The organism is Nocardia brasiliensis ATCC 700358, from assembly GCF_000250675.2.
Taxonomy (GTDB): Bacteria; Actinomycetota; Actinomycetes; order Mycobacteriales; family Mycobacteriaceae; genus Nocardia; species Nocardia brasiliensis_B.
Genome location: NC_018681.1, coordinates 2,494,117 through 2,509,233, shown reverse-complemented (window position 1 = coordinate 2,509,233; position 15,117 = coordinate 2,494,117). Strand labels below are relative to the sequence as shown.

Annotated in this window: 16 protein-coding genes; 5 read left to right on the top strand and 11 right to left on the bottom strand. The window is 69.1% G+C overall.

All coding sequences use genetic code 11. The features are described 5' to 3' along the window. Positions 1–98 precede the first annotated feature (98 nt). Positions 99–617 (top strand): TrmH family RNA methyltransferase, encoded by a 519-nt coding sequence (locus tag O3I_RS11245; RefSeq protein ID WP_014983031.1) that lies wholly within the window; start codon positions 99–101, stop codon positions 615–617. On the opposite strand, the gene O3I_RS11240 is transcribed toward O3I_RS11245, so the two are convergent. Next, the gene (locus O3I_RS11240) at positions 593–1,240 is read right to left on the bottom strand and encodes a TetR/AcrR family transcriptional regulator (protein ID WP_014983030.1); all 648 of its coding nucleotides are present in this window, start codon (positions 1,238–1,240) and stop codon (positions 593–595) included. The genes O3I_RS11245 and O3I_RS11240 overlap by 25 nt on opposite strands. A 40-nt stretch (positions 1,241–1,280) precedes the next feature. Between O3I_RS11240 and O3I_RS11235 the strand changes: the two genes are divergently transcribed. From O3I_RS11235 to O3I_RS11225, 3 genes are all read left to right on the top strand, one after another. After that, on the top strand, positions 1,281–1,979 hold the full coding sequence (locus tag O3I_RS11235) for a hypothetical protein (RefSeq protein WP_014983029.1): 699 nt from the start codon (positions 1,281–1,283) through the stop codon (positions 1,977–1,979). A gap of 160 nt (positions 1,980–2,139) precedes the next feature. Continuing rightward, positions 2,140–2,427 (top strand): hypothetical protein, encoded by a 288-nt coding sequence (locus O3I_RS11230; protein ID WP_014983028.1) that lies wholly within the window; start codon positions 2,140–2,142, stop codon positions 2,425–2,427. A 39-nt stretch (positions 2,428–2,466) separates the two neighbouring features. Continuing rightward, positions 2,467–3,027, top strand: coding sequence for an NUDIX hydrolase (locus O3I_RS11225; protein ID WP_014983027.1), 561 nt, complete (start codon positions 2,467–2,469; stop codon positions 3,025–3,027). A 650-nt stretch (positions 3,028–3,677) separates the two neighbouring features. Here O3I_RS11225 and O3I_RS11220 read toward each other — a convergent pair. The 4 genes from O3I_RS11220 to O3I_RS11205 form a co-directional block, all read right to left on the bottom strand. Continuing rightward, entirely contained in the window at positions 3,678–4,853 is a 1,176-nt protein-coding gene (locus tag O3I_RS11220) for a hypothetical protein (RefSeq protein WP_014983026.1), read from the bottom strand. Next, positions 4,853–5,872, bottom strand: coding sequence for a YihY/virulence factor BrkB family protein (locus tag O3I_RS11215; RefSeq protein WP_141692065.1), 1,020 nt, complete (start codon positions 5,870–5,872; stop codon positions 4,853–4,855). Before O3I_RS11215 ends, O3I_RS11220 begins: the two co-directional genes overlap by 1 nt. Positions 5,873–5,933: 61 nt before the next feature. Further along, entirely contained in the window at positions 5,934–6,422 is a 489-nt protein-coding gene (locus tag O3I_RS11210) for a GNAT family N-acetyltransferase (RefSeq protein WP_014983024.1), read from the bottom strand. 200 nt (positions 6,423–6,622) lie between these two features. Next, positions 6,623–7,030, bottom strand: a complete 408-nt coding sequence (locus tag O3I_RS11205) for a hypothetical protein (RefSeq protein ID WP_014983023.1) — start codon at positions 7,028–7,030, stop codon at positions 6,623–6,625. Between the two features lie 136 nt (positions 7,031–7,166). On the opposite strand from O3I_RS11205, the gene O3I_RS11200 reads away from it, so the two are divergent. After that, positions 7,167–7,997 carry a helix-turn-helix domain-containing protein gene (locus tag O3I_RS11200; protein WP_424769581.1) on the top strand — a complete coding sequence of 277 codons (831 nt, stop codon included), beginning with the start codon at positions 7,167–7,169 and terminating at the stop codon, positions 7,995–7,997. Positions 7,998–8,008: 11 nt separating this feature from the next. On the opposite strand, the gene O3I_RS11195 is transcribed toward O3I_RS11200, so the two are convergent. From O3I_RS11195 to cobC, 6 genes are all read right to left on the bottom strand, one after another. Beyond that, positions 8,009–8,713, bottom strand: a complete 705-nt coding sequence (locus O3I_RS11195) for a S1 family peptidase (protein WP_014983021.1) — start codon at positions 8,711–8,713, stop codon at positions 8,009–8,011. A 503-nt stretch (positions 8,714–9,216) separates the two neighbouring features. Further along, complete coding sequence (locus O3I_RS11190; RefSeq protein ID WP_014983020.1) at positions 9,217–10,350, bottom strand: bifunctional RNase H/acid phosphatase; 1,134 nt, start codon at positions 10,348–10,350, stop codon at positions 9,217–9,219. A gap of 31 nt (positions 10,351–10,381) precedes the next feature. Then, entirely contained in the window at positions 10,382–11,119 is a 738-nt protein-coding gene (locus O3I_RS11185) for a zinc ribbon domain-containing protein (protein WP_014983019.1), read from the bottom strand. 85 nt (positions 11,120–11,204) lie between these two features. Next, positions 11,205–11,846 (bottom strand): hypothetical protein, encoded by a 642-nt coding sequence (locus tag O3I_RS11180; RefSeq protein ID WP_014983018.1) that lies wholly within the window; start codon positions 11,844–11,846, stop codon positions 11,205–11,207. A 142-nt stretch (positions 11,847–11,988) separates the two neighbouring features. Then, on the bottom strand, positions 11,989–13,110 hold the full coding sequence (locus O3I_RS11175) for a Nif3-like dinuclear metal center hexameric protein (protein ID WP_014983017.1): 1,122 nt from the start codon (positions 13,108–13,110) through the stop codon (positions 11,989–11,991). A gap of 535 nt (positions 13,111–13,645) precedes the next feature. Next, the gene (gene cobC / locus O3I_RS11170; protein ID WP_014983016.1) at positions 13,646–14,686 is read right to left on the bottom strand and encodes an Rv2231c family pyridoxal phosphate-dependent protein CobC; all 1,041 of its coding nucleotides are present in this window, start codon (positions 14,684–14,686) and stop codon (positions 13,646–13,648) included. Between the last annotated feature and the right edge of the window lie 431 nt (positions 14,687–15,117).

Here is a 15,117-nt window from a genome sequence, read left to right as displayed (position 1 = left end):
TCGCCGCGAATGTCCTCGACGATGGCCCCGATGCGCCGCGAAGCATCCATTCCCATGAATTCTGTTCTCTGCCACGGGAAGGCTCTTCCCGACCACCGATGACAGCCGCGCGGGTGAAATCCCGCCCGGAATTGCGCAGGCAACGCAGGCCGCGTGCACACGGCTGCTGGAATCATCTGCTCATCGCGCCGCTGTGGCCCAAGTACGGCGTCAACCTGGGCACCCTGCTGCGCACCTGCGATGCGGTCGGCGCCTGCCTCGCCGTACCGCGCAAACCGTGGGTGCCCGATGCCCTCGCCCACGGCAACACACTGCGAAAACAGCAGTGCGTGCACTGGATCGACGGCCGGGTCGAGCGTTGGCTCGCTCGTCAACGTGCCGGCGGCTCCGCCATCGTCGGCGTCGAACTCACCGACGAATCGATCCGGCTCGCCGATCTCCCGACCGCGCGGCGGCGCACCGTCATCGTCCTCGGACACGAATCCACCGGCATCCCGCCGGAGGGGCTCGAGCTGCTCGACGTGGCCGTCGAGATCCCGATGATCGGCACCGGGCACAGTCTCAATGTCGCCGTGGCGGGGTCGCTGGTGCTCTACAAACTCGCCGGGCTCTGCTGAGGTAGGGCGAGGAGTTCGCGGATCAGCGTTGCCGCCCACCACTTTTCGACGCGTTCCGGCGGCCAGCCGCGTTCGGCGGTGAGCTCGGTGTAGACGTCGATGTTGCAGAGGGCCGCGTAGATGTCGAGCGCGGTCGCGAGGTCGAGGGTGGGGTGCAGGGTGCCCGGCGGCCACGAGCCGAGCACCTGGCGGTGGGCGTCGTCGGCCCGGCCGCGCGCGTCCCGATAGGCCTGCGCCAGTTCGGGTTCCGTGCGTCCGGCGTCGCGCAACAGGATGATGACATCGCCCGCGCGCTCGAACAGCCTGCGGTCGTAGGCCGTCATCGCCGTGAGCTGACCGGCCGGGTCGGCCGCCTCCAATTCGGTGAGCAGGTGCGGTAGGTCCGCCGAGAGGTCGGCGGCATCGGCCAGCGCCACAGTCAGCCCGGCCTTGTTGCCGTACGCGGCGTAGACCGTCGGCACCGAAACACCCGCCTCGCTCGCCACGTCCCGCACGGTCGTCGCCGCCCAGCCTTTGGCCAGGAACAAGGCCCGGGCGGCGCGGGCGATCTCCGCGCTCGTCTGCTGCGCCTGGGCGATCCGCCGCAACGAGTCATAGCGGCGGCGTGCCTGCTCTTCCGCCATAGGGGTTCCCCTTTCGGTTTACGCTACTTATATTCAATATATGACAATCCAAACGGAACGCCGCAACGCCTGGCCGTTCACCCGGTTCGGCGGCCTCGGCGCCATCGGCTTCGCCGCGCTCATCGTGGGCGCCAACCTCGTTCTCGAACCCGCGGGCATGCCCGTCATCGGCGCGGACATCGAGGAGGTGAACACCTTCTTCACCGCCGAATCCGGTGCCGTCGGCCTCTCGTCGAGCGTTACCCCCGCCGCGTGGTTGTGCGTCATCGTGTTCGGCGCCGCCGCGGTCGCGACCATCTGGCCGCGCGAACGGGCCGCCGGTTCGGCCTGGTCGCTCGTCGGCTTCGCCGGGCTGCTGCTGCAGACCGCCGCGTTCGTCGGCGTGGTCGCCATCCGCCTCGCCCTCAGCGCCACCACCGAGCGCTCCGGTACCGCCGCGCTGTGGGCGCTGCACAACGCGCTGTTCGTGCTGAACGGGGTGTTCCTCACCGTCGCCCTGCTCGGCTTGTCGCTCGGCGGTCGTCGGGCCGGGCTGATCCGCCGCTGGCACGCTGCCGTCGGATTATTCGCCGCCGCAGGGCTTTTCGTCTCCGCGACGCTCACTCCCCTGGTCATCGACCACGGCGGTCCGCTCGCTCTGATCAGCTTGATCAGCTGGTTGCTGTGGGTCGTCTGGTTGGTCACCTACGGTGTCACACTCCTGCGCCTCGCACCTGCAACCCGGCCGTCGGTCGCGTGAACGACGGAAGGACGCCGATTCGTGATGCGGGCGGCCGGTGCACAACTCTTGGCGGCGCTCGCCGCGACCGAGAGTTCGCAGGCGGTCGGAGCCGAGCGATCCAAGCCTGGCGGGCGGCGTAGATTACAGGCAAGCAGCATTGCGTGAATCGAGGTTTTACATGCTCTCCGATCCTTTGCTTCTGGAAGCCCGCCGCGCACATCTCCTCGACCAGCTTCGTGAACTGCGCAGCAGGGTAAGCCAATTGGCCGACGACTACGGCGCACTACAAACCGCGGGGCTGTTGATCGACACCGAGGGCGCCGGAGCGCTCACCACGGCCGCCTCCTGCGTCGCCGGTGCGCGAGAGGTTTTCGACGAGGCCGCGCTCGAACTCGCGGCGGCCGTGGACGCGCTCGACCGCGCCGGAACGTACACCACCCGGCTACGGCCGGTCACGCTCGACTGAGCACCGTTCTGTCTGTGCCGGACACTACAGTCCTCGCCCATGCATACCGCGACTGCTGCCATCGCCGAGATCGTGGGCGGGATCGCCCCTTTCGATGCGGTGGAAAAGGAACACATCGACGAGACGCTGACGTGGCTGGCGTCCACCGATGACGTGTTCCGCCGCGTGAAACCGGACATTCCGCCGCGACACCTGGTCAGCTACGTCGTCCTGGTCGACCCGGACGCTCGCGCCGTTCTGCTCGGGCGCCACCGCCTCGCCGGCTTGTGGTTGCCGACCGGCGGGCACGTCGACCCCGGTGAGCACCCGTTGGCGACCGCCCGCCGCGAGACGACCGAAGAGCTGGGCATCACCGCCGACTTCACCGTCACCGGTACCGCACCGCTGTTCCTCACCCGCACCACCACCGTCGGCACGCACGGCGGCCACGAAGACATCAGCCTCTGGTACGTCATCCGCGGCCGACGCAGCGCCACCTACACCCTCGAACCCCGCGAGTTCAGCGATCAGAGCTGGTGGGGCATCGATGGATTCGCGCTATCCGACACCGACCCCCACCTCCCCCGCTTCCTCGCCAAGCTCCAGCACGCTCTGCGTTGAAGTTGTGGGCGAGGGTGGAGTTGCCCGCTGCCGCCCCGCGCTCGCCGAGGGTCCACAGAACTTCTCTACGGTTCACAGGGCATATAACCGCTGTGAACCGTAGAGAAGATCTGTGGGTGCGAACCTATCTGTCGCTTGGTCCACAGCTGCTGCCCGAGGTCACCCGCCCGCGGTCATCGCTTGGTCCACAGCTACTGCGCGCGAGGTCAGCGACGACGACGCACGCCGCGCGGTCAGCAGCGGCGACGCAGGGCACCGGTCAGCGGCGGGCGAGAGCGGGACGCACGCCGAGCTGCCCGATACCGCCCGCACTCGCCGAGAATCCACAGACCTTCTTTGCGGTTCACGGGGGCACGCGGTCAACGGCGACGACGCCGGGCACGCCAGAGCCCGACGGCGAAGACGACACGAAGGCACCGGCGCGCGAGGGCGGAACGCGGGCCGAACTGCCGCTCCTGCCCGCGCTGGCCGAGGGTTCACAGAGGATCCATGCGGTTCACAGGGCATATAACGGCTGTGAGCCGTGTCGAAGGTCTGTGGGTGCGAACCTATCTGTCGCTTGGTCCACGGCTGCCGCGCACGCAGTCAGCAGCTGACGCAGTCAGCGGCGCGCGCGGTCAACCACGCACGCAGTCAGCGGCGGCGCGCGGTCAGCGGCGGCGGCGCAGGGCACGCCAGAGCACGACGGCGAAGCCGATCACGAAGGCGCCGGCGGCCGCCGGTTGCCTGCGGATCGCCCCGGCAAGCGAACGGCTCTGTTCCGCAACAGGTTCCGGGACCGAATCAGCGACCTTCTCGGCGGCGTCCCTGGCGCGCTCGGTGGCCTCATCGGTCCGCTCGACCGCCACACGGATCGACTCCGCAGCCTTCTCCGTTGCCGCCTTGGCCTTTTCCTGCGCCTTCTCGGCGACAGCAGCAGTCGCCTCCTTCGCATCATCTACTTTCGCGTGCGCCGCCCCGAGCACCGCTGCCGCGTTCGGGTTCTCGACGCCGACCTTCTCCTCGACCTTCCCGATAGCATCGGCCGCAGCCCTTTTCGCCTCAGCCGCAACCTTCGCGATCCCCTCCGCGGCCTCATCCGCCCCCGCCTGCACTGCCTCCGCCGCCTCACCCGCACTCTGTTGCGCGTCACCAGCCTGCGCCCGTGCCGCATCAGCCGAATCCGGTTGGGCAGAAACAGCCTTCACCTGCGCGGCAGCGGCGGAATCCGAGGCCTGCCCCGCGTCCGCCACCTCGGCCGACCTCTGCTGCGCGGCACCGGTCTCCGCCTGCACCGCGTCCGCCGAATTCGACTGCGCAACACCCGCCTTCGCCCGCGCGGCCGCCGCCGCACTCTTCTGAGCGCTGTCGACCTGCTCCGCACCGACCGCTCCGGCGGAGCTCTTCGCTGCGTCGTCAGACCGCGGCTGACCAGCGGGCGGGACAGCGCCGCCAGCACTCTCAGCAGTGCGCGGCTCCTCGCTACCGGCAGCGGCTTTCACCTGTGCGGCTTGCGTCTTCCCTTCGTCGATCACTTCCGCGGCTTTCTTCTTCGCTTGGGCCTGTGCGCCCCGGATCGCGGCGGCGGCTTTGCGTTTCGCTTCGGCGGTGTCGTGTTCTGCTTCCTGCTTTCGGTCCGCGGCGGCGGCTGCGGCGGCGCGCTCGGCTTCGGCGGCTTTGGCTTCGGCCTTGCGGGTCACTTCGGCTGCTTTCTGCTCGGCCGTCTCACGTACGCGCGCGGACTTCTCGGCGGCGAGTTTCTCTGCTGCCGCCGCCTTTTCGCGGACCGCGTCGGCTTTCTCCTGGAACTTGTCGGTTTCGGCATCGGAGGGTTTCGGCTCGCCCATCATCGGCTCCTGTCTGCTGCGGGCTGGTCGGCTGCGGCTCGAGCCGCATCGCCGGATTCGTTGTCTTCGGACATGGCTCGGGTGTCCCGCGGGGGCAGGAAGGGTTCTTCGTCCGGCGGGAACCCTTGTTCGATGCGCCGCCCGCGCGCGAGTTCGGCGTCGAATTCCGCGCCGAGCAACACCGCGATATTGGAGAGCCACAACCAGATGAGGAAGACGGCGACGCCGCCGAGCGAACCGTAAACCTTGTTGTAGGAACCGAAATTCGCGACGTACACGGCGAATCCGGCCGATGCGGCGATCCAGAGCAGTACGGCGAGCACGCTGCCGGGGCTCAACCACCGGAAGCCCGGCTGCTGCGCGTTCGGCGCGGCCCAGTACAACAGGGCGAACGCCAAGCTCACCAGCACGGCGAGCACCGGCCATTTCGCGATGTCCCACACCAGTACCGCGGCCGAGCCGATCCCGAGCCACTGCCCGACCCGCTCGGCGACCTGCCCGGTCACGACAACGCCGATGGCGCACAACGCGAGCAACACCACCATGAGCGCGGTCAAACCGAGCTGCACCGGAACGGTTTTCCAGATCGGCCGCCCTTCTTCGGTGTCGTAGATGGCGTTGGCGGCTCGCATGAACGCCCCGATATAGCCGGAGGCGGTCCACAGTGCCGTCGCCAATCCGATGACGGCCAACGGGCCGGACAACTGGCTCGCGCCTTGCAGCTGACGCAGGGAGTCGACGAGCAGCGCGGTGCCGCTGCTCGGCCCCATCTGCTGAATGGTGTCGATCAGCGACTGGGTCGCCGACGGGCCGAGCGCACCCAAGATCGCGGTGAGCACGACCAAGCCGGGGAAGATCGACAGCACGCTGTAATAGGTAAGCGCCGCAGCCCAATCCGAGAGATTGTCGTCCAGGAATTCGGTGACGGTCCGGCGGAACACACCCCACCACGAACGCCACCGCAACACCGTCGGCCCCGTCGACCAATCCACCACACGGTGCCCGTGCCGCTTCGGCATGTCCGTCACCTCCCGATCGAGGGGCGAATACCCGGCGACCAGGCAGGCAAACGCGGGTACGTCAGCGGCGGCGCACCAGTTCGTGCTCGAGGCGCGGATCATCCGGTGCCACTGGGCCGGTCACGCCGGTCCGCACGAATCCGTGCCGGAGATACAGGCGTTCGGCGACGGTGTTCCCGTCGGCCACCTCGAGCCAGACCGGCGGACTGCCCGCGGTGTCGGCCCAGTCGAGCACCGCCTCCACCAGTAGGTCCGACACGCCCGTGCCGCGGGCCTCCGGCGCCACCCACATCGAAATCAGGTGCAGGCCACCGCGGTCCGCGTCGCGCATGGCTCCGACGGTGCCCAGTTCCACACCGTCGGCGACGGCCATGAATTGCACCCGCTGGGACAGGGCGGCGCGCCACCCCTCCTCGGTACGCGCCTGCGCGTCGGCGAGCGTCGATCCGAAGAACTGCGGTGTGTCGGCCAAGGCGCGCAACCGGATCCGCCGGAACGTTTCCCAGTCGTCGGCGGCGAGCAAGCGGATGCCGATCGTCGATGTCCCCATCTGAGTTGTCTACCTGTCACGCGCCGTGCGGGGCAAACCGTTTACCAGCGCACCCGCGACCATCAGCACTGCTGCACCCAGCGACGCGACACTGCGGCACACCACGCGCATCGCGTGCGACACGGCCCGGCCGTAGCGCCGCACGATGATCGACCCGCGACGTCCGCTCGGCCCTCGAATCCGCAGACCGGGTACCGCGCTCAGTACCCGGCTCTGCGGATGCCGGTGTATTCGACCGCGGCGAAGGTGGCCACCACCCCCGCGCCGACCAACAGGAACGCGATGCCCAGACCGGTCAAGGCGATCAGCCCCGACAGCGCGAGCACCACCATCCCCACCGCCGACAACGTGTTGACCGCTACCACCGCGCACGCCTGCCCGAACGGAATCTCCGGGTATCCCGCGATCAACCGCAGGACCAGCGCGCCACCGAGCATGGCGACGCCGAACGGAACGGACCATGCGGTGGGCAGGCCGAGCGGGTCGCGCAGTGCGACCGCGCCGGCCAGCATGACCACCGCGAACACACCGGTCCCCCATCCGTCCACGCGCAAGGCAGTGCGTAGGAATTCGGTGCTCGTCTGGTCGGCGGAAAGAACTGTGCTCACTGTCGCGCTCCTGTTCGGTCGAGTTCAGCCGGACCGTTCGGCTCCGGAACCTCACCTTGCCGGTCTGAGGTGAGCGTCTCAATAACCTCTGAGGTCATGGCCCGTCCGCCGGACCACTGGTTACCCTGCTGACGTGGTGTCGACGCAGCTGGGAGCCCGGACGAGAGTGGGCGGGCTGCTCCGCGAATGGCGGCAGCGCCGCAGACTTAGCCAGCTGGATCTGGCACTGGCCGCGGACACCTCGGCCCGGCACATCTCCTATGTCGAAACCGGTCGCGCCAAGCCCAGCCGGACGATGGTGCTGCGCCTGGCCGAGGCGCTGGATGTGCCGCTGCGCGAACGCAATACGCTGCTGCTGGCGGCCGACTACGCGCCCGCCTACCGGGAGAGCGACCTGGACGACACGCACCTGGCCTCCGTCCGCGCCGCTCTGAAAACGATGCTGACTGCCCACGAGCCGTATCCGGCGGTGGTCGTCGATCGGGTGTGGAATGTGGTCATCGGCAACGCGGCGATGGGCGTGCTGCTGCACGGCATCCCGGACCACCTGCTGCTACCGCAGCCGAATGTGTACCGCCTGGTGCTGCACCCGGAAGGACTCGCCGGACGGCTGGCCAATCTGGGCCAGGTGCGGGAGTTGTTCCTGGAGCGGCTCGCTCGTCAGGTGAGCGCGAGCGGCGATCCGCAGCTGGCGGCGCTGCACGACGAGGTGCGTCGCTACCCGCCGCCGGCACACCGGCCCGACGAGCCGAAAGTCGGTGCGGGCGAACCGAGCCCGTTCGAGGTACCGATCCGGATCCGCACGCCGCGCGGCGAACTCTCGATGTTCAGCACGATGGCCACGTTCGGCGCACCCGCGGACGTGACACTGTCCGAGCTGGCCATCGAATTGTTCTACCCTCTGGACGAACTCACCGCGGCCGCGCTGCGTGAGCTGGCGGCCGCGGCGAATTCGTCACCGCAGTAACGCGATCAGCCTCAGATGGGCTGGAAGCCGGCGCCGATGCCGTTCTGCGCGTTGACAGCGGCGAGGATCACCGCGATCGGCTGGAAGAACGCGGGCGAGTGCACCGGGTTGGCGGCCGTGGTGCACGGCACGTCGAAACCGATCGGACCGATCCCGGTCAGCCGTCCCTGGTTCATGCCGACCAGTTGATCGCCGACGAAGACCGGACCACCGGAATCGCCTGGCTTGGAGCAGTATTGGTTGATGCTGGTGCCGTCCAGCGAGCCCCACACCACGCCGCAGTCGGTGCCGCTGGTGCGCCCGCTCGCACACACGGTGCCACCCGGGCCGGGCGGGACACCGATACCGGCGATGGTGGTCGGGCCGATGCTGCGCACCGGGGTGACCCGCTCCGGATCGAGTTGTAGCACAGCGTAATCCAGGCCCTCACCGTTGTCGGAGAACGCGACGGTGCCGATCACCCCGGCCGCGGGCGTGCGCTCGGCGATCAACCTGGCACCGGCGGGCGCGCAGTGACCTGCGGTGAGGCCGACGAGCCTGCCCGCGCTGTCGTGGCCGATGGTGGTCAGCGAGCACGCCGAATTGTTGTCGAAGATGATCCCGGAGCCGCCGCCGAGCACCGCGCTCGGCGCGGCCGAGGCATTGCCCGCACCGCCGACGATCGCGGTCGCCACGGCGGCCGCCGCGATCGCGAGAGATCTGAATTTCTTTGCCACTTCTCTCCTTTTCGAAAAGGTGCGTGCGCGTGCCGACACGCACGCACCTGGATCGGGGAGCAAACCACCCCCGATGGAATCTGCGGCCGCCCGCGGCGGTGGAACCAGCCGATGCAGCGGAATTCGAGCAATGCCAGCTACCTATCGGCTACCAAGCATGGCCACGGGAAGGCGGAGCGCACAACACTCTGTGCACTGCGACACAGTCGCGTGCCGATTGAGACGCAGGCCACACGACAGCGCGTCGACCATGAAAAGCGTTCACCCGAACAGACTTTCACTCTCACCCACCCCGAATACGGCCGAACCCGGCGGCCGACGATACTCAACTGTTATACGCTGCGCGACCGCCGCACGGCGAATCGACTCGGTGAGCACCGGAGCGGAGTCAGCGAGCCTGCGAATGATCGTCGAACACTATGACCGGGCAGCAGCACCCGGCAACGGCCGGGTGAACGGCGGCGGTCGAACAATCGACGTGGGGCGTTCCTATCGCGTCCGTATCAGAGGTACGAGGTGTCGTTGAACAGCCGGACGGACGAGCCCCCGTCGGGATAGAACTCCGCGATCGACAGCGCGGCCAGGTCCAGATGCAGCCGGTACAGCAGCGACGGCCCGGCGGCCAGCGCCAACTGCAGCAGCGTCTTGATCGGGGTCACGTGACTGACCACCACCAGATTCGTGCCCGGATACTGTGTGACCAGATCCCGGCGCACCGCGTCCACGCGCTCGCGCACCTGATCGAAGCTTTCGCCGCCGGGCGCGGGCACCGACGGGTCGCCGAGCCAACGGGCATGCAGTTCCGGGTCGCGCTGGGCGGCCTCGGCGAAGGTCAGGCCCTCCCAGTCGCCGAAGTCGGTTTCGATGAGGCCGTCGAGGACGGTCAGCGGCGCGTCGAGCGCGTCGGCCGCGGCCTGTGCGGTATCGCGGGCGCGACTCAGCGGCGAGCTCAGCACCGCGCTGATATCACCTTTGGCGGCAAGCATTTTCGCGGCGCGCGCGGCCTGCTCGCGGCCCAGCTCGGTGAGCGGCGGATTGCCCCGACCCGAATAGCGGCGCTGCACCGACAGTTCGGTCTGCCCGTGCCGCAGCAGCAACAGGCGGGTGGGGCGACCGGCGGCGCCGGTCCAGCCGGGGGCCGGTTGCGCTGCGACGGCCGTACTCGCCGGAGCCGTTGGCGCCGAGGACTGTTCGGCCGCGCGGGCGGTACGCACCTCGTCGATCAGTGTGCCGTCGTCCATCGCCTCGTTCGCCAGCCGGTCGGCGTGCGCATTCTCGTTGCGTGGAATCCAGGTGAAGCTCACCCGGTCGAAGCCGGCGACCAGCCTGCGGGCCCGGTCGGCGAGCGGAATCATCGCCGCGTGCTTGACCTTCCAGCGGCCGGACATCTGCTCGACCACCAGCTTGGAGTCCATCCGGACCGCGACGACCTGGGCCCCGAGTTCCGCCGAAGCCTCCAAACCCGCTATGAGGCCCCGATATTCGGCAACGTTGTTGGTGGCGACGCCGATGAACTCGCGACGCTCGGCGAGCACGCGCACATGGTCCGCGGCGTACACCACGGCGCCGTAACCGGCCGGGCCCGGGTTACCCCGGGAGCCACCGTCGGCCTCGACGATCACCTCGCGTTCGGTCACCGTGCCACTCGCTTCGCGCGGGCCACCACCGTCACAGTCCCGATTCCTTGGTGCGCACCAGGATCGCGCTGCATTCCGGGCAGCGCACCACCACGTCGGGCGCGGTCTTGGCGATCCGGGCGATCTCGCCGCGGTCCAGCTCGATCCGGCAGGCACCACAGCGGCGGGCCTGCAGCAGGGCGGCACCGACACCGTGCTGGCTGCGCTGACGGTCGTAGACCGCGAGCAGATCGGCCGGGAACAGCGTGACCAGCGCGGCCCGGTCGGCGTCGCAACGCCCCTGTGCCACTTCGAGATCCGCGAGCGCCTCGTCGCGCCGGCGCTGCGCGTCGGCGAGCTCCTGCTCGGTCTTGTCCAGCCGGGCGCCCGCGTGCTGGTAGTCGTCAGCCGAGGCCTCGCGCTTCTCCATCACTTCGAGCAGCTCGTCCTCGAGCACCGAACGCCGCCGCTCCAGGCTGCCCAGTTCGTGCTGGATCTCCGAAAGCTGCTTCGCGTTCACGGTTCCGGCGGTGAGCATGCCCTTGTCGCGCTCCTCGCGCTTACGGACCGCGTCGACCTCGCCCTCGAGTTTGCGGATATCGCGATCGAGATCGTCCAGCATGATCTGCACGGCGACCGCGGCATCCTTGTGCGTGTTTCGCTCGGCCTCCAGCCGGGCCACCTCCTGCTGTTCGGGCAGCACGGTGCGGCGATGCGCGATCCGCGTCAGCTCGGTGTCGACAGCGGCGAGCTGTAGCAGCTTGGCCTGGATCGGTGGTTCGACATTCAACGCGGACAAACTCCTGAACGCTATGGACGGGGTCGGCTCTCAACCGTACCCCGCCGGGGTCCGCTCCCTGACCGACGCCGCACCATTAGGCCGGTGCGCGCGTCTTGATCGCGTCGCGGGAGATGAAGACGTCGTATTCGCCGGGCACCGCGATCACCGCGTTGCCGTAGGCCGAGCGCACGAACGGCTCGGTCCACCAGCGGCCCTTCGTCATGTCGTTGAAGAAGTCCTCGTCGCCGTCGTTGAGGAAAATCTGGTTCTGCGTGGTGGCCACGCCGTCCAGTCGCTGCCCGTACAACCTGCTGATCTTGTATCCGGAGTGGAAGCCCATCGCGTTCACCCAGGGCTCCAGTTCGACGATGCCCGCCTGCAACACCCACATATCGCCCTCGACCTGGTAACGCAGGTGCTGATCCTCGTGGTCGTCGTCGCCGAACAGTGTCAGTTCGACGTCGAGGCGGTGCTCCTGCCCGGCGACGGGCTTCGCCACCACGTGCGCGGCCTTGATCTCGCCGGTCAATCCGAGATAGGTCTGCATGAGGGTCGCCACCCACAGCAGCACCACCGCGCCGAGCAGCAGCACCACACCGCTGCCGCCGCGGGTGATCAGCGCCCGCAGGCCGATCCGGCGCGCCAGCACCACCCCGGAGACGAGCAGCGCGATCCCGATCAGGATGATCAAGATCAATCCGACCTGTATGAAGCCGAAATTCACCGGGAAATTCATGCGGTAGTTGTACCCCCGAATGACCGCTCGACTCGCGCAATCCACCCGCGGCGCACGTCGATCCACCGGACACGCCCCGACACGCCGAACGCGAGTTTGTCACAGTCCCCCGAATACCGGCGTGTCCCACGGCAGTCGGCGTTCAGCTGGGCGCGCTGACCGTCCACGGGTCGGTGCGCAGGGTGCTGACCCGCGTTTCCAGCTCGGGCAGTTCGGACAGGACCACCCGTTCCGCCTGTGCGCACCAGGGGAATTCGGTGGCCCAGTGCGCGGCGTCGATCAGCGCGGGGCCGCCGCGGCGCAGCTGTTCGTCCACCGGATGATGGCGCAGATCAGCGGTGACGTAAGCGTCGACGCCCAGCCGCGCGACGGCGTCGAGGTAGGAATCGCCCGCGCCGCCGCAAACCGCGACCGTGTAGACGCTGCGGTCCGGGTCGCCCGCCGCGCGCACGCCCCACGCGGTCGGCGGCAGCGCGGCGGCCACCCGATCGGTGAAGGCGCGCAAGGTCTCCGGCGCCGCGAGGGTGCCGACGCGGCCGATCCCGAGCGCCGAAGGCAGCAGCGCCCGCTCGGTGATGTGATAGGCCGGATCCTCGTAGGGATGCGCGGCCCGCAAGGCGGCCAGCAGTGCCGCACGGGCATTCGGCGGCGCGACCACCTCCAGTCGCTCCTCCTCGACATGCTGGAGTTCGCCGCGCGCGCCGACCGCCGGATCGGCCTGCGACATCGGCCGGAACTGACCGATCGCAGGCACCCGCAGCGCGCAGTCGCGGTAGTCGCCGCTGCCGCCCGCGCCCGCCGCGAACAAGGCGGCCAGCACCGCGTCGCTGTGCGAGCGCGGCACCTGCACCACCCAGTTGTCCACGGGCGCCTCGGGTTTGGCGTCCAGCGGGCCGGTCACCGTGAGTCCGAGCGCGGCGGCCAGCGCGTCCGAGACGCCCGGATCGGCGGAATCGGCGTTGGTGTGCGCGGTGAACAGGGCGCAGCCGGAACGGATGAGCCGATGCAGCAGTGCACCTTTCGGCGTATTCGCCGCGACAGTGTCGACCCCGCGCAGCAGCAGCGGATGGTGCACCACCAAAGCCTGTGCCCGCCACTCGATCGCCTCGTCCACCACCGCGGCCGTCGCGTCGACCGCGAACAGCACCCGGGTGATCTCGTCGGCCGGATCACCGGCGACGAGCCCGACCGAGTCCCAGGATTCGGCGAGCCGCGGCGGGTAGGCGGTATCGAGCACCGCGATGAGATCCGCGAGCGTGGTCATCGTCTACCTTTCTCCGGTCGAATACTGCACTGTCGCAATCTTTGTCGGCGCACTCCGGCCGAACCGCGGTCGCGTCCGCTCGACGGCGCTGACTGCAACCGGCGCACTGCCGAGGCTCGCACATTCGCTACGCGGGTGCCGGGCGCGTCACGCACATCACCCGAGCCGGATGCGACCAACGCGGCCTTACGCAGACCATCCGAGCGCGCTGTGCGGGCGCTCGAGACTCGCACGATCGCTACCCGCGTGCCGGCCGCGCGCTCATCACCCGAAACGCACTCGTCATTCGACCTGATGCGGAGGAGCGAAATCGGTGTGCTCGCTTTGCCTTCCATCGATCCTTGATCCGTGCCGATCGAAGGGGCCGTCACTCGATGCTGTGCACACGGCCGAACCGGCCCCATGTCCACCCGACTCGAATGCGCGTCCATCCTCGGCCCGCGCGGATCGTGCCGACCGGCGGAGCAGCCATTCGACGCAGCGCGGGCGATCAAGCCGGACGCGTTACCGACGTGCCTGATCGGGGCCCGGACGGTCAGCACAGGTTTGCCGTTCGGATCGCAGCGATCAGCTGGTCTACTTCGGCGGGACCGCGCACCGCGAGGCGTAGCTGGTTCGGTCCCAGACCAGGAAAAGTGTCGGCGCGGCGTACGGCGATCCCCTTGTCCGCCAGGTGCTTTCGGAGGAGTTCACCGTCTGGGACCTGGATCAGCAGGAACGGGGCGGCGGCCGGGGTGTGCACGTGCACACCGAGTTCGGCCAGCCGGGCGATCATCGCGGTGCGGTCGGCGGCGATCCGTTTCGCCTGCCGCTGTTCCTGCTCGACCGCGTCAGGGGCCGCGGTGGCGGTGATCGCTTCCAATTGCAGTGTGCCCAAGGGCCAATGGGCGCGGCCGTGATTCAGCCGGGCCAGCACCTCCGGTGCGCCGAGGACGTAACCGCAGCGGAGCCCGGCCAGCGCCCACGTTTTGGTGAGGCTGCGCAGGACGAGCACATCGGGTGCGGCGAACCTGGCCAGCGACTCCGGCTCACCGGGGATCGCGTCGGCGAACGCCTCGTCCACCACGATGATCCGGCCCGGTCTGCGCAAGGCCTTGATCGCGTCGGCGGGGTGCAGCACCGAGGTCGGGTTGGTGGGATTGCCGAGTACCACCAGGTCGGCTTCCGCGGGCACCGCGGCCTGGTCGAGGGTGTACGGCGGGCCGAGTAGCACCCGGGTCACCGGAACTCCGGCTTCCCGTAGTGCGAGTTCCGGCTCGGTGAACGACGGATGCAGCACCGCGGCCAGCCGTCCCGCGAGCCGCGGCAGCATGGCGAAACCCTCCGCGGCTCCGGCCAGCAGCAGCACCTCGTCCGGACTGCGGCCATGCCGTTGCGCCACCGCGCGCCGCGCCGCCGACTCCGCCTCGGCACTCGGATACCGGCCGAGGTCGTCGAGCCGGGCCGCCAACCGCTCACGCAACCAATCCGGCGGCGCACTGCCCTGCACGTTCACCGCGAAATCGAGCATGCCCGGCCGCGCGTCCACGTCGCCGTGGTGGCGCAGGCTCGCATGGTCGACGCTGTCCTCGGGCACGAGAGCACCTTACGTGGGATCGTCGCCGGCCCAGTTCAGCGGCGAGGACATGCGTCGCGCGCCTGCTCTCCAGCTCTCCGCCTACCCGCCGCGCTGCAACTCTCCGCCACCCGCCGCGCTCTAACTCTCCGCCACCCGCCGCGCTCTAACTCTCCGCCACCCGCCGCGCTCCAACTCTCCCCCACCCACCGCGCTCCAACTCTCCCCCACCCACCCCCGCTCCAGCTCTCCGCCACCCACCCCGCTGCAACTCTCCGCCACCCACCCCGCTCCAGCTCTCCGCCACCCGCGTCAGGTCTGCACATCCGCCACCCGCACTGCCCGCCATCACCGCGGCAGCGCCACACCAGGACGGCTCTGCACCACCGTCGGCTCGGGTGACCGCGACCACCTTCGGCCCAGTCCGCGCACCCTCCGTGGCGGTGCCGACG

Excerpts from the sequence above, each read along its gene's own strand:
- O3I_RS11225 (WP_014983027.1), top strand. The coding sequence starts at position 2,467 with ATGCATACCGCGACTGCTGCCATCGCCGAGATCGTGGGCGGGATCGCC.
- O3I_RS11220 (WP_014983026.1), bottom strand. The coding sequence starts at position 4,853 with ATGGGCGAGCCGAAACCCTCCGATGCCGAAACCGACAAGTTCCAGGAG.
- O3I_RS11175 (WP_014983017.1), bottom strand. The coding sequence starts at position 13,110 with ATGACCACGCTCGCGGATCTCATCGCGGTGCTCGATACCGCCTACCCG.
- O3I_RS11235 (WP_014983029.1), top strand. The coding sequence starts at position 1,281 with ATGACAATCCAAACGGAACGCCGCAACGCCTGGCCGTTCACCCGGTTC.
- O3I_RS11215 (WP_141692065.1), bottom strand. The coding sequence starts at position 5,872 with ATGCCGAAGCGGCACGGGCACCGTGTGGTGGATTGGTCGACGGGGCCG.
- O3I_RS11245 (WP_014983031.1), top strand. The coding sequence starts at position 99 with ATGACAGCCGCGCGGGTGAAATCCCGCCCGGAATTGCGCAGGCAACGC.
- O3I_RS11230 (WP_014983028.1), top strand. The coding sequence starts at position 2,140 with ATGCTCTCCGATCCTTTGCTTCTGGAAGCCCGCCGCGCACATCTCCTC.
- O3I_RS11180 (WP_014983018.1), bottom strand. The coding sequence starts at position 11,846 with ATGAATTTCCCGGTGAATTTCGGCTTCATACAGGTCGGATTGATCTTG.
- O3I_RS11240 (WP_014983030.1), bottom strand. The coding sequence starts at position 1,240 with ATGGCGGAAGAGCAGGCACGCCGCCGCTATGACTCGTTGCGGCGGATC.
- O3I_RS11210 (WP_014983024.1), bottom strand. The coding sequence starts at position 6,422 with ATGGGGACATCGACGATCGGCATCCGCTTGCTCGCCGCCGACGACTGG.